Raw genomic sequence first — 25,078 nt, forward strand, 5'->3', positions numbered from 1 at the left:
GGTATACAGCTCTTTTTTTTGTATTAATGTTCCGAACTGATTATTACACTTATTAATGATTTACTGCTTACCCCGTACACTTGTTTTGTGCCGGCTTGCGGCTATTTTCCTGTCACATGAACGTTTCACTCTATATACACATAATTGTTTATAAATGGGAATAAATAATAATACTGGAATATTTTATCCGAGAATCAGTTCAACGCAAATAATAGAATATACTGAAAAGAAGGAAAATTTATATTTAACAGAGAATTGATTAAGTAATTTTCACACATTATGGATTATCTGTGTGGGACAGGAATTACACTTTATAGGAGGGACTGAACATGAAAGAGTACAAGAGTGACAAGCTAAGAAACGTTGGAATTGTATCTCATGGGGGAGCTGGGAAGACCTCGCTGACTGAAGCGTTGCTTTTTAATTCCGGCGCAGTAAGTCGCCTAGGACGAGTTGATGACGGTTCCACAACAACTGATTTCGAACCGGAAGAAGTGAAGAGGAAGGTTACTATTAGCACGGCTTTGGCTCCTTGTGAATGGCATGAAAATAAAATCAATTTTTTAGATACACCGGGCTATGCCGATTTTGCTGCCGAAGTAAAAAGCTCATTACAGGCGGCGGACAGTGCGCTGGTAGTACTGTGCGCTGCTGCCGGCGTCGAAGTTGAAACGGAAAAAGTTTGGCAATATGCCGCTGATTTAAACTTGCCGCGTATTGCGTTTATTAATAAAATGGATCGTGAAAATGCTGACTTTTATAGTGTTGTAGACACAATGAAAGAGAAATTTGGCAATGGGATTGTTCCTATTCAACTGCCAATTGGCGCCCAAGACACATTTAAAGGCATCATTGACTTAATTAAGATGAAAGCCCTAATTCCCGCAAACAATCAGGGTGCTCAATATAGCGAAACTGACATTCCCGCCGATATGGAAGCTAAGGCGGGCGAGGCCCGTACGGCCCTGATCGAAGCCGCCGCTGAATCTGACGATGATCTTCTCACCAAATACTTGGATAGCGGTGAGTTGACGGATGAAGAGATAAAGACCGGTCTTATCACCGGTATTTATCAGGCCAAAGTATTCCCTGTTCTTTGCGGTTCCGCTTATAAAAACATTGGAGCAGTTCAGGTGCTGGACGCAATAGTATCCTATCTGCCGGCTCCCGGCTTCAGAACATTTACCGGTTTCCACCCATCAACCAAGGACCCGGTGGAAAGAAAAATTTCTGATCCATTTTCAGCCATGGTATTTAAAACAACAGCTGATCCATTTGTCGGGCGTCTTAGCTTTATTCGCGTGTTCTCCGGAACCCTGAAGCCGGATAGTACACTATACAACATAAGCAAAGACAAATCTGAGCGTATCGGTAATATTTTCAGCATGAAAGGCAAAAACCAAGATCCTATGGCAATCGCCCATGCCGGCGATATTGTAGTAGTAGCTAAAATGCAGGAAACCGGTACCGGCGAATCTTTGTGCGATAGGGAAAAACCGGTAATGTTTGAGCCGGTTGCCTTCCCTAAGCCAATGTTTACCAGAGCGATTGAGGCTAAAAATAAGGGTGACGAAGATAAAATTGGTAATGCTCTGACCCGTTTGATGGATGAGGATCCTACTTTTAAAACCCGGAAAGATGTAGAGACGCATCAGCTATTGATCAGTGGTATGGGGGAACTTCATCTGGATATCATGGTTGAAAGAATGAAGCGAAAATTCAGTGTTGACGCCCTTCTTCATGCTCCTAAAGTACCGTACCGGGAAACAATACGCAGTTCCGTTAAAGTAGAAGGAAAACACAAAAAGCAAAGCGGTGGTCACGGTCAATACGGACATGTATGGCTGCAGCTTGATCCCTTGGCGCCGGGTGCTGAATTTGAATTTGTTGACTCTATCTTTGGCGGCGCAGTACCGCGTCAGTATATCCCGGCGGTAGAAAAAGGAGTACGTGATGCCATGGCCGGAGGCATCTTAGCCGGTTATCCTATGGTGGATGTTAAAGTTACCCTTTGCGACGGCTCCTACCATACTGTAGACTCTTCTGAGATGGCCTTCAAAATTGCCAGTGCCATGGCATTAAAGAAAGGTGTACTCCAAGCTAAGCCGGTATTGCTTGAGCCTATCTATTCAGTTGAAGTAATTGTGCCCGAATCTTACATGGGTGACGTAATAGGCGACCTCAACACCAAACGTGGTCGTATTCAGGGTATGGAACCGCTGGAACGGGGTCTGGGCCGTGTAAAAGCGCAAGTGCCATTGTCAGAATTATTCCGCTATAGCATTGATTTACGTTCCATCACGCAAGGACGCGGTAATTTTGATATGAATTTTTCCCATTATGAGGAAGTCCCCCAGAAAATTGCCGAAAATATTATTGTCAACGCCAAGAAAGATAAAGTAGAAGAAGCTTAATATTTTGTGCATAGCAGTTTAAAAAAATCAAAATCCTCATTATAATTAAGTATTATTATAATGGGGAGTTATTTTTATGGAGTATGGAGGTTAAGCTATGGAAGAATTTTTGCTGCGGCAGGCAAAAAATAGTGTTTGGTATGGTTTTTTCACCCATCTCACACGCAAGGGAGTAGTGCACGGCATATCCACCCGTTTAGGCGGTGTCAGTCAACTTCCTTATGCTTCCTTGAATCTAGGCCTGCATACAGGTGATTGCCGGGAAGATGTTTGGACTAACCGCAGTTTATTCTGTAAATCCCTTGGTCTTAACGCGTCCGACGCGGTGACTGCCGAGCAGACACACGGCGACCAAGTATGGGTCGTGAACAACGAAGATAAAGGAAAAGGAGCACGAAATTATTCTGACTCTATTCGGGGAACAGATGCCCTGATAACCAATGTTTCCCATCTTCCGCTTATGTTATTTTATGCCGATTGTGTACCGGTGATCATTTACGATCCGGTAAAAAAAGCCATTGGCGTGAGCCATGCCGGTTGGAAAGGGAGCGTAGCGAAAATAGCACAAAAAACTATTTTGGCCATGGCAAATAATTATGACTCCAAGCCATCGGACTGCCTGGTAGGCATCGGCCCCTCAATTGGACCATGCTGCTATGAAGTTGATCAAATAGTAGTTGAAAAACTTAGGAGCAATTTTTCAGATTGGAATGATTTTGTAACGGCACATAACGATAGGTGGAAACTTAACCTTTGGGCAGTGAACCAACGGCAATTAGAACAAATTGGTGTAAAATCAGAGAACATTGTTGTCAGCGGTATTTGCACATCCTGTAATACAGCAGTTTATTTTTCCCATAGGGCAGAGCTTGGGACTACCGGTAGATTAGCAGCGGTAGTATCCCTGTCCTTGTAAATTTGTTTGCAAGCGAAAGAATGTTAGACTATAATTAAATCATACCTGTCAAATATTTGACACCAAAAAGACGCCATTAGTATCCAATTAATATTCACGGGGATATGGCGTCTTATTTGTTTACCGAGGGAGAGAAGGGCTATGTCGTCATTAACTGTTGCCGATTTTTTATGTGATAAATTCGTTCAAATGTCACCAGATACACCTGCATCAGACGCTATTATCGTTTTGGAGCCTGATAAAATTGAAGCAGTAATAACCAATAATGGCGGTAACTGGGGAATTGTGACCAATGACAACCAATTCAAAGGAAATAAGTTGGGCGACGCCGCCGATTATTCTGTAAAAACTGTCACTATAACAGCTTTGGATAAACCAGTCGTCTCCCTGTTAAAAATACTTTCCTCCGTAACGGTTTTCGTGCTGGATAATGCGACTGTCATCGGAGTATGTACGCCGGACATGTTTGTTAAAAAACTATTTCACTATTACCAGTTACAGCAAGCAATGTTTGACGCCGTACTGGGTACGGTAGGGGAAGCTGTATGCGGTATCAATGACCGGGATCAAGTCGTCCTATGGAATAAGAGCGCCGAAAAACTGTATGGTATTGTTGCCGAAGAAATTATCGGCAATCCAATTGATAACTTTTTCTCCAACTTATTGTTACGCAAAGTAATAACTGAAAAACGGGCAGTTAAAGATCAATATCACAATCCTTGTTTACATAAACATGTATTAATTAATGCGGCGCCAATTCAATTAAACAGCCGTTTCGTCGGGGGAATATCCGCTGAACGGGATATAACCGATATTGTTCAGTTAAACCAGGAATTGTCGAAGACAAGTAACAAAATAAAGTCTTTGGAAAATGAAATCGATAAAATCAGTAGTAATACCGATGTCTTTGCCGTCATCTCGGGACACAGTCCCCAGATTGCCAATGCTATCGGCATGGCCCGCAGAGTGGCATCTGCCAATGTACCGCTCCTGCTTCGCGGCGAAAGCGGCACCGGTAAAGAAATATTCGCCCGGGCGATCCATGCGGCAAGTGGACGCCGAGGCAAATTTATTGAAATTAACTGTGGTGCCATACCGGCCAGTTTATTTGAAAGCGAGCTATTCGGCTATCAGCCTGGAGCTTTTACCGGCGCCGACCGTAAAGGAAAACCGGGTCTCTTCGAACTTGCTGATACCGGTACTTTGTTTTTAGATGAAATCGGGGAATTGCCAAAAGATATGCAGGTTAAACTTCTTCGTGTTTTGCAGGAAAAAAACTTTTACAGAATTGGCGGTGACAAGCCGGTTCAGGTAGATGTCAGAATTATTGCGGCAACTCACCGGAATTTAGAGGAAATGATAGGCCGTAATGAGTTTCGGGATGATTTATATTACCGCCTTAATGTAGTGACAATCAATCTTCCCCCCTTAAGGGACAGACGTGAAGACATTCCCGAACTTGTCTACAAAGGCATAAAACGTTTCACTGCTATGCATAGTTCCGGCACCGTCATAAATAAAGTTGAACCGGAGCTTATGGCTTTGTTCCTTGAATGTGATTGGCCGGGAAACGTGCGTGAGCTAAACAATACCTTAGAGCGACTAGTTCTTTTGGCCGATGGTGAAATGCTGAGCACTACCAATTTACCGGCAAACTTCCGGGGCAATATCGCAAAAAAACAAGAATCCATCCCCAATAGTACTGGAAGGCAATTAACGATATCCGAACTTGCCAAAATTGAACAGTCGCTAATTGAACAGGTCCTAAAAAAGGAAAATTATAATAAAACTGCCGCCGCTAAGCGGTTAGGTATTCCCCGCAGCACGTTGTATTACAAAATGAAGCTGTTTAATATCCGTTGTTCTTGTCAATAAATTGACATATTGTCAGTTTATTGACATATTACTTACTTACCATTTAATCTCCAATAAGAGGGGCATATGAAGTAGGAAGACAGTGAGACAAATAAATGAGTAGATAAAATGTTTAAGACTCGCTTCCGCGGGTCTTTATTATTTATTCGCTGGCATGAAATATGCATTATCAGTTTATGGGGGTGTGGGAATGCGTATTACAAATCATCCGATATTAACATTCGCCCAAGGTAATTTTGTTAAATTTACTTTCAATGGGCAAGAACTGGAAGGTATTGCCGGCGAACCAATTGCTGCCTCACTTCATGCTGCCGGCATCAAGGTCTTTAGGCATAGTCATGAACGTAGTCGCCCGCGTGGATTGTTCTGCGCTATTGGCAACTGTTCATCATGCCTTATGGTGGTTAATGGGGTGCCCAATGTGAGAGTATGTGTGGCGCCTCTGGAATCAGGCATGAAGATTGAGACGCAAACAGGGAGAGGAATACTGCTATGACTGAAATAGATATTGCAGTTATCGGTTCAGGCCCTGCAGGATTAATGGCAGCCATTAATGCAGCTAAAGCGGGTGCCCAAGTCCTGATAATTGAAAGAGCCAATTATCAGGGTGGGCAGTTGATAAAGCAGACCCATAAGTTCTTTGGCTCTAAAAATGAATATGCCGGGGAACGGGGGATTGATATTGCAAACCTTCTTGCGCGGGAAACAGGCAACACGCCAAATATTACTTCCTGGCTGAGCGCTACAGCTTTAGGCTATTATCCGGATAGTGGTATATTAACCATTAATCACAACGAAAAATTTGAGACGATTAAAGCTGGAAAAATAGTAGTGGCTACCGGCGCAGCCGAAAAGACTTTGCTGTTCCCTAATAATGACTTGCCTGGTATTTCAGGCGCCGGCGCAGTGCAAACTTTGATGAATGTTCACGGGGTTCTGCCAGGCAAACGTATGCTGATGGTCGGGGCGGGCAATATCGGCTTAATTGTTGCTTATCAATTGCTGCAAGCCGGCGTGGAGGTGGCCGGCATCGTTGAAGCTGCGCCAACCGTAGGCGGTTATTGGGTTCATGCTGCCAAAATCCGTCGGGCAGGTGTGCCAATTTTTACCTCTCATACGGTAAAATCTGCCCATGGGAAAAATGCTTTGGAAAAAGTCACCATTTGGCGTTTGGATTCTAAATGGCAACCGGTAGCCGGCAGCGAAAAGGATATCGAAATAGACGGCTTGTGCCTTGCAGTAGGCTTGTCGCCACTCACCGAATTATTGTGGCAAGCAGGATGCAAGCTCTCCCATGTGCCCGCGCTGGGAGGATACGTTCCATGGCGCGATTATAATATGCTTACCAGTCACCCCGATATTTACGTTGCCGGAGACGTGGCGGCAGTTGAGGAAGCATCGGTTGCCATGGTAGAGGGTAAAATCGCCGGCATCGCCGCAGCCCTTGCCTTAGGTTTTAATGATCTCTCTTCTGGGCAAGAATTACAAGCGGCCCACCTGCAATTAACAGCTCTGCGTTCTGGTCAAGTAAGCGCAAAAATTCGATCCGGTTTGGCTAAGGTCACTGTTTCGTCTGAGCGGAGCTTTTGGGAGAAGGTGATATAAATGCTGGCACAAACAGGTGTACCAACAGTAGAAGACATTGCTTCGATTACGCCCAACGGTGAAAGATTAAAAAAAGGACCGATTGCTGTTTTGGAATGCTTTCAAAATATACCTTGCAACCCCTGTGTCGACGCTTGCTCCCGGAAAGCTATCCGGATGGAAAGTGATATAAACCAATGTCCGCAACTTGACGATTCACTCTGTAATGGCTGTGGTATATGTTTGGTCCATTGTCCCGGTCTGTCCGTTTTTATTATTGATCAGTCCTATAGTGATACCGAAGCCGTAATAAAAATCCCTTTCGAGTTTTACCCGCTCCCGGCAATAGGCCAGTGTGTAGACGCGGTAAACCGGGCGGGTCAGGTTATCGGCAGCGCCAAAGTTCTAAAAGTGCAAACCACTAATAACAAGACCAATATATTATGGCTGGCGGTTCCTAAAGAATTGTCCATGGAAGTGCGAAACATTGCCTGGCGGAAGGAAGGAGAAGATGAATGACAGACTCGATTATTGTTTGCCGTTGTGAAGACATTACACTAGCTGAGATTCGGGCAGCAATAGAAGATGGCAAGCACTCTATTGATGAAATCAAACGTACTTGCCGCTGCGGTATGGGCCCCTGTCAAGGCCGAAACTGTATTCCTTTAATTGTTGAGGAAATCGCCAGGCAACTAAATAAACCGGTTGGTGAAGTGGAGTTACCCACCTTCCGCCCACCCGCGTCACCAATCAAGTTAGGAGTATTGGCCGGAGGTGCGGAAAATGATTGATCATGCCGATATAGTAGTAATTGGCGGCGGAGTTGTGGGCTGCTCAATCGCTTATAATCTGGCCAGGCAGGGAGTTAAAGGAATTGCCGTTATTGAGAAGGGATATCTTGCCAGCGGCGCAACCGGCCGTTGCGGGGCGGGAGTAAGAACGCAATGGGGGACAGAAACCAATTGCATTCTGTCCCGCGAAAGTATAAGAATGTATGAAAACCTGCCTGAAATATTAGATGTAGCTGGAGATATTGAATTTAAGCAAGGCGGTTACCTGCTTCTTGCCTACACTGACAAAATGGTAGATCAATTCCAAAAAAATTTAGAACTGCAGAACTCTTTGCATATACCTTCCTTCTGGGTTTCCCCCCCTGAGGCGAAGGAAATTGTGCCGCATTTAAATATTGAAGGTCTGTTAGGGGCAACATTCTGCCCGCAGGACGGTCACTGCAATCCCTTTAAAGTCAGCGAGTTATATGCCCAAGCTGCTAAAAATTTAGGAGTTGCAATTTATACTTATACCGAGGTAACCGGAATTGACAGTGTTTCAGATAGAATTACTGCGGTTAAGACGACGAAAGGAGATATTAAAACAGGTATTGTGGTCAATGCCGCCGGGAGTCATGCCGGGTTAATTGGCCGGATGATTGGGGTTAATCTGCCAATTTCCCCTGAGAGGCATGAAATTTTGGTGACTGAACCGGTAGAACCAATCCAAAAGCCAATGGTAATGAGTTTCTATCATAATCTTTATTGTCAGCAAACACCTCATGGCAGTTTCATCATGGGTATCGGACATCCTGATGAGCCGGAAAGCTTTAATATTAAATCAAGCTGGGAATTTTTAATAGAAATGGCTAAAAAAATCACCAATCTGCTCCCGCCATTAGCCAGCCTGAATGTGGTCAGACAATGGTCAGGGCTTTATGATATGTCGCCTGATCGCCAGCCAATTCTAGGCGAAGACCGCAGCATTAAAGGATTTTTCACCGCCGCTGGCTTTAGCGGGCACGGTTTCATGATTGCGCCGGCAGTTGGCAAACTGATGTCAGAAGTCATCGTTGGCAAACCGGCATCGCTGTCTATCGATATCAATGTATTTCACGCTGAGCGCTTTGAACGCGGCGAATTGTATATTGAGCCTTCCGTTGTTTAATGGCGGATTAACAATTTATTGTACAGGAGGAATATTATGTATATTGAATTCAAAAATGAACCTTTTACCAATTTTGCTTTACCGGAAAACAAGCTTGCTATGGAACAGGCTTTAAAAAGTGTTGCCGTACAAAAAGGAAAACATTACCCGCTGGTAATTGGCAATGCAAAAGTTGATACCGAAGCCCGGATTACTTCGGTAAACCCTTCAAATTTCCAAGAAATAATCGGCACTACCGCCAGGGCCAATGTCGAACTGGCCGAACAAGCTGTTCAAAGTGCCTTAAAAGCTTATGAATCTTGGCAATATGAAAGTCCCGAAGTACGGTCCCGCTATCTATTCAAAGCGGCGGCTATTATGCGGCGACGTAAATTTGAGTTTTCTGCCTGGCTGGTTGAAGAAGCCGGCAAGAACTGGGCCGAAGCCGATGCCGATACAGCGGAAGCCATCGACTTTTTGGAGTACTACGCGCAGCAAATGCTTAAATATGCGCAAGGCATGCCGATTATTTCGATTCCCGGGGAGCAAAACGATTGCTTTTACATCCCTCTGGGTGTAGGGTTGATTATACCGCCTTGGAACTTTCCACTGGCTATTTTGACAGGTATGACGGCGGCAGCAGTGGTTGCAGGTAACACTGTAATTATGAAACCTGCCAGTTCCACTCCCGTAATTGCCGCCAAATTCATGGAGCTATGGGAAGAAGTAGGGTTGCCTGCCGGAGTAGTAAATTATCTTCCTGGCAGTGGCGGAGCCATCGGGGACTATTTGGTAAGCCATACTCAAATCAGATTTATCAATTTCACCGGCTCAAAAGAGGTAGGGTTACGTATCAATGAACTGGCAGCCAAAACCTCTCCCGGCCAAAAATGGATTAAACGTGTTATTGCCGAGATGGGAGGAAAGGACGCCATTGTTGTTGACAGTGAGGCCGACCTGGATGAAGCTGCAGCCGGCATCATAACCTCCGCTTTTGGATTTCAGGGACAAAAGTGTTCAGCCTGTTCCCGCGCCATCGTCGTCGCCGATGTTTATGACGAGGTTGTATCTAAAGTGGCTGCCAAAGCATCTCAGTTGAAACTGGGTTCTGCCAGTGATCCCACAGTGAATCTCGGACCGGTTATTGATAAAAATGCCTATAGCAAAATACTTGAATATATTGAGATCGGTAAATCGGAGGGACGTCTGGTTACAGGCGGAGAAAAAGGAGCAACTGAAGGTTACTTTATTCAGCCTACCGTATTTGCCGAGATAGATCCGCAGGCCAAAATTGCTCAGGAGGAAATCTTCGGTCCGGTTGTCGCGATTATTAAAGCAAAGGATTATGACGACGCCATTCGCATTGCCAATGACACCGAGTACGGTCTTACAGGCGCTGTGTATTCAAAAAACAGAGTAAAACTCGAGAAAGCGCGCCGCGAATTCCACGTGGGTAACTTGTATTTTAACCGGAAATGCACCGGAGCGCTGGTAGGTGTTCATCCTTTTGGCGGCTTTAATATGTCCGGAACCGACTCCAAAGCCGGCGGAGCGGATTATTTGCTACTTTTCCTACAGGCCAAGTCAGTTTGTGAAAAGTTGTAAGAAAAAATACTGAGGATGCTTGTAAGATTATTCAAAAAAATGCTTGCCAAAATTATTAAAACATACTAGAATGTATAATCATAGGAGACAATAGTCTCTGATATACCTTAAGGCAATGATGCTTTTTGGAGAATTAAGTTGTATTTTTAATTCTCCAAGAAGCTTTGTTTTTAAGGTAATACATAGGTTTATCTATCTTTATCTATTCATGTTGCTATTGTGGAGGTGATTTGAATCAAATTTTAGGATAACCACGGATTATACATATCTAAATGACGGATAGGAGAGGGGACTTATGAGTAAAGTTAGTTTCAAAATCACCTGTTTAGTAATGATGCTCACTTTGGTCGCAGGTATGATAGCAGGCTGTGGTGATACCGGCAGCAAAGACATAAAAATCGGGGTCGTCTACGAACTGACCGGAAATACCGCTTCCTTCGGAACGGCTGCCGCTAACGGCACCAAACTTGCTATTAAGGAAATTAACGCCAAAGGTGGCGTACTAGGCAAGCAAATTCAAATTGTGGTAGCGGATAACAAAGGTGAACCTTCTGAATCCACTAACGCTATGACTAAAGTTATTACTCAAGATAAGGTAATAGCTGTTGCTGGCTTCACTGTCAGTTCCAACGGAATTGCCGGATCGACGGTTGCTGAAGTCAATAAAATTCCTTTTGTAGCGACAGCTACTACTAACCCCAAAGTCACTCTTGACGAAAAAACCGGTAAAACGAAAGACTACGTATTCCGCGCCTGCTTCATTGACCCGTTTCAAGGTACAGTTGGCGCTAACTTTGCACTGAACGCTCTGAAAGTGAAAAAAGCCGCCATTATGGTTGACAACTCCAGCGACTACAGCAAAGGCTTGACTCAATTCTTCAAAGACGCCTTTACTAAAGGGGGAGGCCAAATCTTGGCTGAAGAAGCATTCCTCCAAAAAGATCAGGATTTCAAGGCTATCTTGACCAAGATTAAAGCCCAAAATCCGGATTTGATATACCTTCCCGCTTATTATGAAGAAGTCGGCAAGATTGTAAAACAAGCTCGTGAAATGGGTATCAACGTACCAATTCTCGGCAGTGACGGCTGGGATTCTCCTAAACTGGTAGAAATCGGCGGTAAGGAAGCCATGAACAATACCTATTTTACCAATCTTTATTCAGTAGAAGATACTAATCCTGCGTCCAAGGCTTTTGTTGAAGCTTACAAGAAAGAATATGGTCAAATACCTGACGCGATGTCTGCTATGGGATATGATGCCGCCTATTTGCTGGTGGACGCCATCAAGCGGGCTAACAGCACAGAAGCAGCCAAAATCCGCGAAGCTCTTGCCGCAACCAAAGGATTTAAAAGCTTAAGCGGTGATATGGATTTAAGCGCTACCCACGATGCTATTAGAAGCGCAGCCATTATTGAAATGAAAGATGGAAAGCAAGTTTACAAGGATACAGTTAAACCTTAATAAAGTTACTGAAATGCACCGCCGAAAAATTAACGGCGGTGCATTTTTATTTTAAAACCATATTTATAGTTTTATGTAAAAACGATAAAATAATATATATATCACTGAAAGGAAAATTCTGTTTATGAGCGAATAAACTAAATATAAATGGAGGGTTTGTTTTGTCTGTTAAACAAAATATAATAGAAATTACCAATAAGATTAATGAATCACTGAATAGGCGTACTGCCGCTAATATAACTGATAGCGTCAAAATTATTGCCGTAACTAAGAATCAGACCGTGACAGCCATGCTGGAGGCAATTGACGCCGGAATAACCGCCGTCGGGGAAAACCGTATACAAGAAGCGCTGACAAAATATCCTGAAATAACCGGAACAGCCAATTGCAAGGTTGAATGGCACCTTATCGGTCATCTGCAAACCAATAAAGCCCGTTTAGCCGTACAGTATTTTGACATGATTCATTCTGTTGACAGTGAACGATTAGTTACTGATATTGACCGCGCCGCAGCTAAACTATCGAAACGGCAAGACATTCTGATTCAAGTAAATGTGGCTGGTGAAGACACAAAGTATGGCATACCGCCTAAAATCAGGGATCTGCTTGCCTTGGTCCGGGCCGTTAGCGAACTGGAAAATGTCCGTTTATGCGGCTTGATGACCGTCGCTCCTTATTGCGATGACCCTGAAGCTGTAAGACCCTTCTTCCGGGAACTGTATTATCTTTATAATGAAATTGTTTCTTTAAATATTGCCCGTGTTGAAATGAAATGGCTCTCGATGGGAATGACAAATGATTATTGTGTCGCCATTGAAGAAGGGGCTAATATTGTCCGAATCGGTACGGGAATCTTCGGAACTCGATATTATTGAGGAGGTATTCATATGAAATTCATGGAAAAAGTGTGGGGCAGCTTGGGCCTGTTTGAATCCGTGGAGGGGGATGACCAGCGTCCCAAAAACGAAGAATCAGAAACAAAGGCCAAGAAGAATAATAATGTAGTTTCATTGCCTATGCCTCATCAACAGCAACAAAGTCCCGCAGCAAAGCAGGTAAAAGTAATGGTAGTAGAGCCGTTCTCTTTCGATGATGCTCAACACGTGGCCGATTTCCTGAAAAATAGAAAACCGGTTGTTGTTAATCTGGAAAATACTGATGTCGATATTGCCAAACGCATGATTGATTTCATTAGTGGTACAACTTATGCATTAAGCGGTTCAATTCAAAAAGTGGGGAATAATATTTTCCTGTGTGCACCGGCAAATGTAGATGTAGCGTATAGTTCCCGCGAAGAAAATATGGACAAGGCTTTCCTGCCTTGGAATAAACAGAGTTAAGACCGAAGTAAAATCGGAGGTAATATGCTATTAAATAAAACAATAGGATTTATTGGCGGTGGAGCCATGGCCGAAGCGCTCATTCGCGGTATTCTAAAATCGGGAATGATTGAAGCATCCCAGTTAATTGTAAATGACATCTCATCTGAGCGTCTTCGATATCTAACTAATCTATTTTCTGTAGAGACTACGAGTGACAGTCAGGAATTGGCTAAAAAAGCCGATGTGTTGTTTTTGACTGTGAAACCCCAAGTCATGAACCATGTTGTCGACCAAATTACCCCGGTGGTTTCAAAGTCCACGATAATTGTTTCCGTGGCAGCCGGTGTAACATTATCCACTTTACAAAATAAAATGCCGGGAGTACCCGTAGTTCGGGTAATGCCCAACACCGCTGTTGCCGTAGGCGAAGGTATGTCGGCCATTGCCCTCGGCAAATATGCGACAAGTTCCATTGGTGAAATGGTATCCTCTGTTTTCGCTTCGGTTGGTAAGGTTGTTACAGTGGGCGAGGACTTAATGGATGCGGTAACCGGTTTGTCCGGTAGTGGGCCGGGATATGTCTATGTTCTGATTGACGCGCTTACTGACGCCGGGGTTCGAGTAGGATTTTCCCGCCAAACAGCTTTGTTACTGTCAGCTCAAACATTACTGGGTGCGGCAAAGATGGTCCTGGAAACGGGGGAACATCCCGCCAAATTGCGCGACATGGTTACTTCTCCCGGCGGTACCTCTATCACCGGCATTCACGTTTTGGAGCAGAAAGGCGTAAGAGCGGCTTTGATTGACGCCGTGGTAGCGGCAACGGAAAGGTCCAAGGAAATGGGGCGGAAGTAAATGAGCGAACGAGATAAGATTCTTCGCTATTACAGTGCTTCCGGTGAAGGGGAACTCGCCGCTAAACTTCTTGATTTGGCCGAGTGGGTTTTAAAAAATCACAAATATAAAATCAGTGAATTTTTAGACCCCCATAGTCAGACTATCGCGGAAACCATTGCAGCTCATTATAATCGCCTGACATTACTTAGTAATGGTGGGTATACGGGAGCAGAAAGACGAAAAGTCGCCTTTGCCGATAATGATTTTTTGGCTATTACAGAAGATGTGGATTTTTCAATTAATGCCCTCAGTATCAACTGGGATATCCGCTATTACAGCTTATCTCATCGCGACGTACTGGGCGCCGTTTTAGGGCTGGGAATTAAACGTGAAGTCACTGGCGATATTATTATGCTGAAAGACCATTGTCATATTATCGTGGATAATATGATGACGGAATATATCATCAACAACCTGACTACTGTCGGTCAGGCTCCGGTGACAATAGAAAAAATTATGCTAAATGAAATTGCGCCCCGGGAAGAGAAAGTGAAAGAGATAAGATCGACGGTGGCTTCCTTGCGGCTTGACGCGGTGGCTGCAGCCGGTTTTGGCACATCCCGTACCAGGATGGCGGAAGAAATTGCGGCCCTGAAGGTCAAAGTGAACTGGCAAGAGGCAAAAAGTTCTTCTCAAACCGTGAAAATAGGTGATGTAATCTCTATGCGAGGACGCGGTCGGGTAGAAGTGTGTGAAATTCCTGGACAAACTAAAAAAGGGCGCTTCAGCGTCGTATTACGACGCTTCATATAAATATCTATTCAGATTATAAATGCCACGAACTATCCTGAAAATCTAAAACGTCGTAAGATAAAGGAACCGGAACCACAGAGACACAGAGAACGCAGAGGGACACGGAGAAAGGATAACGAAGAGTGTTGAAAAAACATAAATAATTAAACCCTCTGCGTTTCTCTGCGCCCTCTGCTCCTCTGTGGTAAAACGTTCTCCATTTTTATAAGCAGTTCCCTATTTAAAGACGAATAGTTACTAAAATAAATTATGGGAGTGTATGTAAGTATGCTGACGCCGTTGGATATTCATAACAAAGAGTTTAAGCATGGTTTTCGGGGCTACAATGAAGAAGAAGTTGACGAATTTCTTGACCAGGTAGTAAAGGATTATGAAACTTTATACCGGGAAAATATTGATCTAAAAGAAACAGTTGAACGGCTCAACGGAAAATTGGAACATTATCAACATATGGAAAATACACTTCACAGTACACTGGTCATTGCCCAAGAAACAGCCGAAGAAGTGAAACTCAATGCCAAAAAGGAAACCGAGCTGATTATTAAAGAAGCGGAGATTCGCGCCCAGGGAATGGTTGATGAAGCTTTTGCAAAAGTTCGTAGGTTAACAGGTGAATATGAAGATTTGCAAAAACAGTCCCAAATTTTCCGTACAAGGCTGCGTACCTTATTGCAGGCTCAAATGGATATGCTTAATAACGCCAAGGAAGAGGATGAAAACTAATATTGAATATTCAAAACCTGAATATCAAGGAATTTGCTGACGGCATCGCTTTTAAGGTGAAGGTGCAGCCGCGAGCCAGCAAAAATTGCGTTGCCGGGATTGTAGAAGATTCCCTAAAAATCAGTTTGACTTCACCGCCGGTTGATGGCGAAGCAAATATTGCTTGCATAGCTTATATTGCCGAATTGTTTAATGTATCCAAAAGTCAGGTGCGTATTACCACTGGGGAAAAAAGCCGCACTAAGATTATTAAAATTGAGACAATCGACAAAAACCAATTTACAGCCATATTATCCCGCTATTTAGCCTGAATATAGATATAATGCATTAAAGAATTGACATCCGGGTATTAGGATAAGCGGAGGTTAAGCGGCAGCGTCGAAGCGTTCCTAATATCCGGATATAATTTCAATTCTTTAATACGTTCCATATAGATATTATAATTTGACTTTATCCCCCAATGTTAATATAATATTGTATGCATATATCCTTATATTGTTATGGTAATGACGGAGACATTAGCCTCAGATTTATAGGTTACAGCGAGCCGGCGGAATGGTGGAAGCCCGGTTATACCTTGTCTTTGGTGAAAATCACTCCTGAACTGCGAACCGAATTTTTCAGGTAGGCTTCGCCGTTTGACGCCCGTTAGCGCGTTGAAAGAGCTGCAATACTGTAGCAAATAGGGTGGTACCACGGGATTGACCTCTCGTCCCTTGCGGGATGCGGGGTTTTTATTTTTGGAGGTGTACAGATTGGACTACAGCAAATCCCTTAACTTACCGCAGACTGAATTTCCTATGCGGGGAAACTTGCCGGAACGGGAGCCAAAATTACTAGAATACTGGCATAACGAAGCCATATACCAAAAGAAGATTAAACGGAATCAAGGTAATCCGAAATTTATTTTGCATGACGGTCCTCCGTACGCAAATGGAAACATCCATATTGGTACGGCATTAAATAAAATTTTAAAGGATATTATCGTAAAATATAAATCATTGCACGGTTTTGCAGCTCCTTATGTTCCCGGTTGGGATACTCACGGCTTGCCTATTGAACATGCAGCCATTAAAATTCTTGGTCTTAACAGACATGAACTAAATCCCCTGGATTTAAGACGCGAATGCAGACAGTACGCGTTTAAATGCCTTGATATGCAGCGTGAAGACTTTAAACGTCTGGGAATTACCGGTGATTGGGAGAACCCCTATGTAACTCTTTATCCGGAATACGAGGCCAAACAGATTGAAGTATTTGGCGAAATGGCGAAAAAAAATTATATATACAAAGGTCTGAAATCGGTATACTGGTGTACCTCTTGCGAAACAGCCCTGGCGGAAGCTGAAATTGAATATGCAGAAAAAAAGTCCCATTCAATCTTTGTTAAATTTCTGTTAGTTGACGACAAAGGCAATTTACCTGTTGGCGTTGATCGTGAACGGGTCTTTGCCGTGATTTGGACGACCACTCCCTGGACGATGCCAGCTAACGTAGCCATTGCTGTAAACCCTGACCTGGAATACGCCTGGGTAGAAGTCAACGACGAAATATATCTGTTGGCGAAAGAATTGGTTGAAACGGTTACCAAAGCCAACGGCTTGGAAAACTATACAATATTGTCCACGCTGAAAGGCTCAGCCACCGAAGGAATGCTTTTTCATCATCCGTTCTTTGACCGTGAGGCACCGGTCATTTTAGGTGACCATGTTACTTTAGAGCAAGGCACAGGCTGTGTCCACACCGCTCCCGGACACGGCCAGGAGGACTTTGAGGTTGGCGCCAAGTATGGATTACCGGTAATTAGTCCGGTAGATCCAACAGGCCACTTTACAGCCGAAGCCGGTAAATTTCAGGGTATGTCAGTAAACGATGCCAACGTTCCTATCATCAAAGAATTGGCTGAGCGCAGCATGCTTCTCGGTAAAAGCTCAATTAAGCACCAGTATGCGCACTGCTGGCGGTGCAAAAATCCAATTATCTATCGGGCAACGGAACAGTGGTTTGCTTCGGTAGAAGGTTTTCGACAAGAAGCTTTGAATGCAATCAAAGACGTAACCTGGATTCCTTCCTGGGGCGAGGACCGCATTCACAACATGGTTGCCGACCGTCAGGACTGGTGCATCTCGCGGCAAAGAGTCTGGGGGGTGCCTATACCAATTTTTTACTGCACCGAATGTAACACTCACATTATCAACGACACTACCATTACTGCAGTTGCCGATCTCTTCCGCCGGGAGGGGTCAGATGCCTGGTGGGCAAGAACAGCTGCCGAAATTTTACCTGACGGATTTATATGTCCGCACTGCGGTCATAATACTTTCCGGAAGGAAACAGATATCATGGACGTTTGGTTTGACAGCGGGTCCAGTCATGCCGCTGTTTTAAAGCAACGAGACGAACTTGTCTGGCCGGCGGACCTGTACCTGGAAGGCAGTGATCAACATCGTGGCTGGTTCCAGTCGTCTCTCCTTACTTCGGTGGCAACTACCCATACCGCTCCGTACAAGGCTGTATTGACCCATGGCTTTGTGGTTGACGGTGAAGGTCGCAAGATGTCCAAGTCTATCGGCAATGTAATTTATCCGCAAGAAGTTATCAAGCAGTATGGCGCTGATATATTGCGTCTATGGGTTGCCTCAGCGGATTACAAGGCGGATATCCGCATATCCAATGATATACTAAAGCAAATGGCTGAGGTATACCGTAAAATCCGCAATACTTTTCGTTATATTCTTGGCAACTTACAAGATTTCGACCCCAATACCTGCAAAGTTGAATATGGAGATTTGCTTGAAATCGACCGCTGGGCTCTTCTTCGTCTTGAGCAGGTTCGCTCCAAAATTACTCAGGCCTATGAAGATTACGAATTCCATCTCTTATACCACAGCGTGCACAATTTCTGCGCCATTGACTTAAGCTCCATTTATCTTGATATATTAAAAGACCGGGTCTATACGGAACTGCCGAATTCGCTGGAACGTCGGGCCGCTCAAACGGCTATGTATGAAATTTTAACTACGCTGGTAACCTTGGTCAGCCCAGTACTGACTTTTACGGCGGAAGAAGTTTGGCAGCATATGCCCAAAGAAGCAGGTATGCCGGAAAGTGTCCAGCTAACCACTTGGCCCAAAGTCCGTAAGGAATACCTGGATGCCGAATTAGAAATAAAATGGGATACCCTGTTGACCATTCGCAGTGAAATAACCAAAGCACTGGAAAATGCGCGCCGCAACAAGGTAATCGGCCATTCTTTGGATGCATCTGTGGCCTTATACGCTACGGGAGATGTATTTGCCGCTTTAGCCGCAGTAAAGGATGACCTGGCTACGTTATTAATCGTATCCGGGGTGGAGTTATTTGAAAATCTCGCAGCGGCTCCTTCCGAAAGCTACAAAGCTGAAGATATGAACTTGGCGATTGCCGTTTTACCTGCACAAGGTCAAAAATGCGAGCGTTGCTGGATTTATAATGACACAGTTACACAAAATTCCGAACACCCGACACTGTGCCATAGATGCGCCACTGTAATAAAACAGCTATAGCCATTTGTATTATTATATTTATATATATTTACAAACCGGGGACTCCCCGGTTTATTTTTTCCTCATTGGGAATAATAATTATAGTGGGTGAGTATTGGCATGGATTTGAATAATAAAAAAATAGATAAAATAAAGGAAACTCACGGTAAGGCCCCGGAATTGATAGCAACCCAATTGAATAAATTGGTTCAGCATTTGGAAGCTCTGCGCATTGCGGAATATCTCGAATTGCTGGAACGTCCGGGACGTCTAATTTTTACCAACTTTGTTGCCGGGATTGCAAGAGGTTTAGGTATCGCAATAGGAGCCAGCTTAGTATTCGCTTTACTTTTATCCTTTTTAAAACATTTGATTTTGCTCAACATTCCTCTAATCGGTGGTCTGATTGCAGATATTGTACGTATCGTTGAAACTAAAAACGGCATATAAATCTGAATAGATTGATGGGAGGACTACAATGATTAATAAAGATTAACAAACCGGACGCAATTTGAAGTGCGTTCGGTTTTATTCTTTGCAGTACCATAAGTAGTTGTCTTTCTCGATAAGTGAAGGATTTTGTTTATTTATGTATAACTTATATTAAAAAATTTCAGTTTGGGATATGCTTATTTTAGTTGTTATATCCTGATAGCGCTTAAAGGGGAAGGCTTAATGGAAAAACCGGAAACCCAGCAACCGTTTTTATATTACATAAAATTAAGTGTTTTGGTTCTAATAATAGCTTTTTACCTATATTTACCCGGAGTACAAAACTTCGTCACCAGCGGAATTTTTTACTTACATCACAGGGATTTTGATGGTTTGCGCCTATTTATTCTGTCTTACGGCATTTGGGCGCCTGTTACAAGTGTTGCCTTAATGACTTTACAATCCATTGTGCCGTTAGTACCAGGATTGATTATTACCCTTACCAACGCTTGGATTTTTGGCTGGAAATTTGGCGCCCTCTATTCGTGGGCAGGTGCTTTGTTAGGAGCCACGCTGGATTTCGGAGTAGCCCGCTGGTATGGTCGCCCAGTGGTTGAGCATTTTCTTAATATAAAATACCTTAAATACCTTGACTGGATGGACACTTTTTTCAAGCGCCATGGAGTATTAACGATATTCATTACCAGACTTACTCCGGTCGTACCTTTTAAAGTTATCAGTTACGGTGCAGGTCTTACTGCCATATCCTTGCCTCAGTTTAGCATTGCTACGGCGGTTGGACAAACTCCGGCGATCGTACTATACTCAATACTTGGCCAAAACTTAACTCATAATGTATTTTCGTTAATTACCGTCACATCTTTACTCATCATCGCCGGCGCTGTGGCTTTTTATTATCGCAAAACGATCGAGCGGTATTTATTAAGTAATAAAGGCGGCAAGTAAAATGCTTCTTTACCCTATTTACCCTCGGGTAAAAATCAGGTAATATGTATGATATACTTAATTTACTTACTTTCGGGACAGGAGGAACAAGGATGTCTATGTTCTTAGTAGCGCTTATAACAATTACTACGATAATCATCGACCAAACTGTGAAATATTATGTTCAGTCACAAATGCTGCCTGGTCAGTCAATTCCGGTAATAGAGGGCATTTTTCACATTACATATATTCTCAATCCTGGTGCAGCCTTCGGGGTTTTAGAAAACCAAACTATTTTTTTTGTTACGGTTGCTTTTTTAATGCTGGGAATTAGCATCTACTTTTTTTCCCAAATACCACAGCACTATCGGTTGATGCGTTTCGGCCTCAGTTTGATGGCTGGTGGAGCAGTCGGCAATGTCATTGATCGAGTTAAAGCAGGCGTTGTAGTAGATTTTTTTGATTTTCGTATTTGGCCCGTGTTTAATATAGCCGATATGGCAATCGTAACGGGAGTCAGTTGTATCATTTATTCAATTATATTTTTAATCCCGCGTAGTGAGTTAAAGGAAAAAAACGGATAAGGAGCGTGTTTCAAAAAACACGCAACCATAATGTAGGTAAGGGTGGTTCAAAATGCCTAGTGGCCTGTCTACATTGAAAGCGTAAATGAATTCGCGGGAATTTTTTCGCAAGGCGAGGCGGAGGAAGCGCACATATCGGACATATGTAAGCTGACGACAACGAAGCATGGCGGAAAAAGGCCCGCGAAGTAATTATGATTTCAGTGTAGACAGACCACTAGATGCTAGGCGCGATGAGGACGTGAGCGGAACAGTACAAGTAAGTACGTGAAGCGATCGCCCGCAAGGAGCAACAACGCAGATGGGCGTTTTGAAACAGCCTTGATAAGGAGCGAGCTTACCTAGTGCATGAAAACTGGTCGGATTTTAATGCCACATATCGGTTCGAAGCAGCTCACGCTGAAAAAGGAACCAGACTTGATGTGTTTATCGCAGCCAAAATACCTTCTCTATCCCGATCTCATATTCAAAGGTTGATAGCCGCAGAATGCGTATGGGTCAATAGTAAAACGGTAAAAGCAAACTATAAAGTACAAATAAATGATAAGATTGAGATAACCATCCCTGAAGTTGAGCCGATTGATGTAATCCCGGAAAGCATTCCGCTGGATATATTATATGAAGATCAAGATATTATTGTTATCAATAAGCCGCGCGGTATGGTAGTACATCCGGCAGCCGGCAACTACAGAGGAACTTTGGTAAATGCTCTGTTGGAACACTGTAAAGATTTATCCGGAATTAATGGCGTCATTCGTCCCGGGATAGTACATCGCCTGGACAAAGATACTTCCGGCGTTATTGTGGCTGCCAAGACAGATCGCGCCCATCTTAACCTGGCCGAACAAATCAAATCCCGGGTCGCCAGCCGTAAATATTTGGCGATTGTTCATGGAAATATCATAGAAGAGCAGGGAGTTATTAACGCCCCTATCGGCAGACATCCGTCGGACCGGAAAAAAATGGCTGTTACTTTTAGCAACAGCAAAGAAGCGGTAACCCGCTTTCGGGTGCTGGAACGATTCGGTAATTATACATTGGTAGAATGTAAATTACTTACCGGACGCACACACCAAATCAGAGTACATATGAGTTATATTGGTCATCCGGTAGCCGGTGATCCCAAATATGGTCCTGAACGCCGGCATTTTGATATTGCAGGTCAAGCGCTGCATTCCGCCGAACTATCCATAATACATCCGGTCACCGGTCGGCCAATGAGCTTTAGCGCCCCTTGTCCCCAAGATATGACGAATATTATGTCAATATTACATAAGAATAATAACAATTAATTATGGGAGGAAATTAGATTATGCGCAAAACAATTGTTGATAAAACTATCATCATGGATGCTCAGGCAATCAGAAGAGCGCTAATCCGGGTTGCACACGAATTAGCTGAAAAAAACAGGGGTGTGGCAAATTTGGTGCTTGTAGGTATACGAACCCGCGGTGTACCTATTGCCTACAGCTTGGCAGAAGAAATAAAAAAAATTGAAGGGATAGAGGTTCCGGTCGGCATTTTAGATATTACACTTTACCGTGACGATTTATCGACTCTAGATTATCAGCCGATCGTCCACGAAACGCAAATTCCATTTGACATTAATGGGAAAATAGTGGTTCTGGTGGATGACGTATTATTCACCGGCAGAACAGCACGGGCAGCTTTGGACGCAATTATTGATATCGGACGCCCGGCGGCAATCCAGCTTGCAGTACTTATTGACCGCGGTCACCGCGAGCTTCCTATTCGAGCCGATTACGTAGGTAAAAATGTTCCGACCTCCCGTAAAGAAATTGTTAGTGTACAAATAAACTCTATTGATGGGGCGGAGCAGGTTATGATCAAAGAAATAATCGACTAGACAGTATTGACGGCGTTAAGTGGGGAACTGCTTAGAAACCGCCATCTGCGTTGTTGTTCCTGCGGTCCTCACTACAGCGTACGACCAGTACGCTTCCGTTCCGGTCCTCGTCTCGCCTAGCATCTGGCAGTTTCTAAGCAGTTCGTGGCATTTAATAAACTGGGCAAAGGCAAGTAACGTTTAGTTTAATTATTGTTAATAAGTGCGGTTACAGCGGTTTCATCAGGTGTAACGAAAATAGTGGTTTGGTTTTCGTAGTAGACAAATCCCGGTTTGGCGCCGGAAGGTTTACGGACATGTTTGCGGCGGGTATAGTCTACCGGCACGGTGGCGGAATGTCTGGCTTTGCTGTAATAGGCGGCCAACAGAGCTGCCTCTGACAGCGCCTGGTCTGACACCTGCTTGTTCTCGGTCCGTAAGATTACGTGGGAGCCGGGGATATCTTTGGTGTGCAGCCAGATGTCGTGGGGGGAGCTATGTTTAAAAGTGACCAAATCATTCTGGCGGTTGTTTTTTCCTATCAGGATGGAGAAACCGTCCGTGGTCTTAACTGTTAAAGGTTGCGATGCGGCAGCGGGTAAGCGGCGCTTACCTGCTTCTTTTATGTATCCGGCTGAAATAAGTTCTTGGCGAATGTCTGATACCTCCGCCGAGTTTTCGGCGTTTTCCAGGGCTGCGGCGATACTTTCCAGATAGAGGATGTCATCCCGGCACAGTCCAAGCTGGATTTCCAGCGTTTCCCGGGCCCGTTTGGCTTTATTATATTTATGATAATAGTTTTGGGCGTTTTCCAGCGGTGAGCAAGACGGCTCCAGGGGGATTACGATTTCTGCGTTCTCTGTAGCACAATCGGGAGAATCATTGTAAAAGTCGTATAGAGTAACCGTGTCTATTCCCGGCGGAATGTTATATAAATTGGCCATTAATATATCGGCATATTTCTTTAACAGGTGGCTTTGTTCCGCTTCCGCTATTTCCTGAGTCAATATACCTTGTTTTTTGGTGAGGCGCGTCAATTCAGTTGTAAGCAGTTTTTTTAAAATATCCCTGTCAGCAATGACAGGGCGTCCTTTTGTCCGGGAAAAGAATTCAACCGCTGCACTCATAGTATCAAAACGGTGAGTAGTGTATTGCTTGAGATGCTCAATTAAAAAGGCGGCTATGCCTATAGCCCGGCCTGAATCCATCACTACATTGGGAACCATCCCGCTCCCTGATTGCATCGGCTCTATCACACTTAAAACAGCTTCATGCAAAGCAGCCATATCGGCTTCATCCAGGTCGTTAACCTTTATATCGGCGGAAAATCCGGCCCGCCAGGCAATTTCTTTAGCAGTCAGGGGACCCAAACCGACTGCCGTATTCATAATTGCTTTGGCTAATGAATTGCCGGAATTAGATTGTACCATATGTTGTACAAACTGATTTACGGGTGTGGAGAATAAATTGATTCTGTCCTGCCCGGGCGGGTAAACATATTCTCTGCCGGGCAAAACCTGGCGATACCGGCTGGTATTAAAGCCGACCCGCTTGATGGAATCTATTATTAGATTATCTTGCAGCAATATAATATTGCTATGTTTGCCCATTAACTCAACAACCAACTGCTTTGTTACGATCACGCCCCGCTCTCCCAGCACATCCACCGCGATAACAACAATCCGGTCAAGACTGTGTTGGCATACTCCCGCTACCCGGCCGTCTTCCAGATGCTTTCTGAGCAACATGCAAAAATTCGGCGGAGTAGCCGGGTTTTCTGGTAAAGTCTCAGTCAGATGAATTTCAGAGCGCTCCGGGTTGACCGATATCATTAGGCGGAGGCTGGCCCCGGGCTGTCGCAGCCACAGCAAAAGTGAATGGGGTTCAGGCTGAAAAATCTTTTCCACCCGTCCGCCGGCCAATTTATTATGTATTTCCGCCACCAGCGGCGCCAGCGACAATCCATCCAAACTCATAATATCCTCCATCATCAGTATTTACCCAGATCATCGATTATCAATTTGGCACTAGTATACCATCACGCCACCATGCGGTCAAACCGGTCTAATTCCCAACTGTCAAGAATAACATGATTAATAAGTAATAAGCTTGTATTCGCTAGCTTACCAACTGCCCCGAACTGCTTAGAAATCGCCAGATGCTAGGCGTGACGAGGAGCACAGCGGAGGCGTACTGGGATGTACGTTGGAGCGAGCACCGCAGGAACAACGACGCAGATGGCGGTTTATAAGCAGTTCCCAACTTTAAGTGAACAATCA

23 protein-coding genes and 1 other annotated feature are annotated in these 25,078 nt (G+C 44.1%); of the genes, 22 read left to right on the forward strand and 1 reads right to left on the reverse strand.

Annotation, left to right across the window (positions count from 1 at the left end; genetic code table 11):
• Positions 1–329: 329 nt before the first annotated feature.
• From fusA to pyrR, 22 genes are all read left to right on the forward strand, one after another.
• A complete protein-coding gene (fusA, locus tag MAMMFC1_RS18250) occupies positions 330–2,414 on the forward strand; it encodes an elongation factor G (protein ID WP_126309878.1) in 2,085 nt (694 codons plus the stop codon).
• A 97-nt stretch (positions 2,415–2,511) separates the two neighbouring features.
• Positions 2,512–3,330 carry a peptidoglycan editing factor PgeF gene (gene pgeF, locus MAMMFC1_RS18255; protein WP_126309879.1) on the forward strand — a complete coding sequence of 273 codons (819 nt, stop codon included), beginning with the start codon at positions 2,512–2,514 and terminating at the stop codon, positions 3,328–3,330.
• Between the two features lie 141 nt (positions 3,331–3,471).
• Complete coding sequence (locus MAMMFC1_RS18260) at positions 3,472–5,205, forward strand: sigma-54 interaction domain-containing protein (RefSeq protein ID WP_126309880.1); 1,734 nt, start codon at positions 3,472–3,474, stop codon at positions 5,203–5,205.
• 190 nt (positions 5,206–5,395) lie between these two features.
• Positions 5,396–5,701, forward strand: a complete 306-nt coding sequence (locus tag MAMMFC1_RS18265; protein WP_126309881.1) for a (2Fe-2S)-binding protein — start codon at positions 5,396–5,398, stop codon at positions 5,699–5,701.
• Positions 5,698–6,810: an NAD(P)/FAD-dependent oxidoreductase gene (locus MAMMFC1_RS18270; RefSeq protein ID WP_126309882.1), complete on the forward strand. Its 1,113-nt coding sequence runs from the start codon at positions 5,698–5,700 to the stop codon at positions 6,808–6,810. Before MAMMFC1_RS18265 ends, MAMMFC1_RS18270 begins: the two co-directional genes overlap by 4 nt.
• A complete protein-coding gene (locus MAMMFC1_RS18275; RefSeq protein ID WP_126309883.1) occupies positions 6,811–7,308 on the forward strand; it encodes a 4Fe-4S ferredoxin in 498 nt (165 codons plus the stop codon). It abuts the gene before it with no gap.
• The gene (locus MAMMFC1_RS18280) at positions 7,305–7,580 is read left to right on the forward strand and encodes a (2Fe-2S)-binding protein (protein WP_126309884.1); all 276 of its coding nucleotides are present in this window, start codon (positions 7,305–7,307) and stop codon (positions 7,578–7,580) included. Before MAMMFC1_RS18275 ends, MAMMFC1_RS18280 begins: the two co-directional genes overlap by 4 nt.
• A complete protein-coding gene (locus MAMMFC1_RS18285; protein WP_126309885.1) occupies positions 7,573–8,727 on the forward strand; it encodes an NAD(P)/FAD-dependent oxidoreductase in 1,155 nt (384 codons plus the stop codon). Before MAMMFC1_RS18280 ends, MAMMFC1_RS18285 begins: the two co-directional genes overlap by 8 nt.
• Positions 8,728–8,763: 36 nt before the next feature.
• Complete coding sequence (gene pruA / locus MAMMFC1_RS18290) at positions 8,764–10,311, forward strand: L-glutamate gamma-semialdehyde dehydrogenase (protein ID WP_126309886.1); 1,548 nt, start codon at positions 8,764–8,766, stop codon at positions 10,309–10,311.
• A gap of 295 nt (positions 10,312–10,606) precedes the next feature.
• On the forward strand, positions 10,607–11,773 hold the full coding sequence (locus MAMMFC1_RS18295) for an ABC transporter substrate-binding protein (protein ID WP_126309887.1): 1,167 nt from the start codon (positions 10,607–10,609) through the stop codon (positions 11,771–11,773).
• 161 nt (positions 11,774–11,934) lie between these two features.
• Complete coding sequence (locus MAMMFC1_RS18300; protein WP_126309888.1) at positions 11,935–12,648, forward strand: YggS family pyridoxal phosphate-dependent enzyme; 714 nt, start codon at positions 11,935–11,937, stop codon at positions 12,646–12,648.
• Between the two features lie 12 nt (positions 12,649–12,660).
• On the forward strand, positions 12,661–13,113 hold the full coding sequence (locus MAMMFC1_RS18305) for a cell division protein SepF (RefSeq protein WP_126309889.1): 453 nt from the start codon (positions 12,661–12,663) through the stop codon (positions 13,111–13,113).
• Positions 13,114–13,137: 24 nt separating this feature from the next.
• A complete protein-coding gene (gene proC, locus MAMMFC1_RS18310; protein WP_126309890.1) occupies positions 13,138–13,950 on the forward strand; it encodes a pyrroline-5-carboxylate reductase in 813 nt (270 codons plus the stop codon).
• Entirely contained in the window at positions 13,951–14,745 is a 795-nt protein-coding gene (locus tag MAMMFC1_RS18315; RefSeq protein ID WP_126309891.1) for a YlmH family RNA-binding protein, read from the forward strand.
• Between the two features lie 267 nt (positions 14,746–15,012).
• Positions 15,013–15,468: a DivIVA domain-containing protein gene (locus MAMMFC1_RS18320; protein WP_126309892.1), complete on the forward strand. Its 456-nt coding sequence runs from the start codon at positions 15,013–15,015 to the stop codon at positions 15,466–15,468.
• Between the two features lie 2 nt (positions 15,469–15,470).
• Positions 15,471–15,779, forward strand: a complete 309-nt coding sequence (locus tag MAMMFC1_RS18325) for a DUF167 domain-containing protein (protein ID WP_126309893.1) — start codon at positions 15,471–15,473, stop codon at positions 15,777–15,779.
• 186 nt (positions 15,780–15,965) lie between these two features.
• Positions 15,966–16,188, forward strand: a binding site (T-box leader).
• A gap of 26 nt (positions 16,189–16,214) precedes the next feature.
• Positions 16,215–19,013 (forward strand): isoleucine--tRNA ligase, encoded by a 2,799-nt coding sequence (ileS, locus tag MAMMFC1_RS18330; protein WP_269471897.1) that lies wholly within the window; start codon positions 16,215–16,217, stop codon positions 19,011–19,013.
• A gap of 99 nt (positions 19,014–19,112) precedes the next feature.
• Positions 19,113–19,442: a DUF5665 domain-containing protein gene (locus MAMMFC1_RS18335; protein ID WP_126309895.1), complete on the forward strand. Its 330-nt coding sequence runs from the start codon at positions 19,113–19,115 to the stop codon at positions 19,440–19,442.
• Positions 19,443–19,667: 225 nt separating this feature from the next.
• On the forward strand, positions 19,668–20,390 hold the full coding sequence (locus MAMMFC1_RS18340; protein ID WP_126309896.1) for a TVP38/TMEM64 family protein: 723 nt from the start codon (positions 19,668–19,670) through the stop codon (positions 20,388–20,390).
• Between the two features lie 92 nt (positions 20,391–20,482).
• Positions 20,483–20,953, forward strand: coding sequence for a signal peptidase II (gene lspA / locus MAMMFC1_RS18345; protein WP_232035532.1), 471 nt, complete (start codon positions 20,483–20,485; stop codon positions 20,951–20,953).
• A gap of 344 nt (positions 20,954–21,297) precedes the next feature.
• Positions 21,298–22,245, forward strand: a complete 948-nt coding sequence (locus MAMMFC1_RS18350; protein ID WP_126309897.1) for an RluA family pseudouridine synthase — start codon at positions 21,298–21,300, stop codon at positions 22,243–22,245.
• Positions 22,246–22,265: 20 nt separating this feature from the next.
• On the forward strand, positions 22,266–22,820 hold the full coding sequence (gene pyrR / locus MAMMFC1_RS18355; RefSeq protein WP_162499708.1) for a bifunctional pyr operon transcriptional regulator/uracil phosphoribosyltransferase PyrR: 555 nt from the start codon (positions 22,266–22,268) through the stop codon (positions 22,818–22,820).
• Between the two features lie 185 nt (positions 22,821–23,005).
• Here the strand turns inward: pyrR and MAMMFC1_RS18360 are convergent, their stop codons facing one another.
• On the reverse strand, positions 23,006–24,775 hold the full coding sequence (locus MAMMFC1_RS18360; RefSeq protein ID WP_126309898.1) for an Rqc2 family fibronectin-binding protein: 1,770 nt from the start codon (positions 24,773–24,775) through the stop codon (positions 23,006–23,008).
• Positions 24,776–25,078: the final 303 nt, after the last annotated feature.

Source organism: Methylomusa anaerophila, from assembly GCF_003966895.1.
Taxonomy (GTDB): Bacteria; Bacillota; Negativicutes; order Sporomusales; family Sporomusaceae; genus Methylomusa; species Methylomusa anaerophila.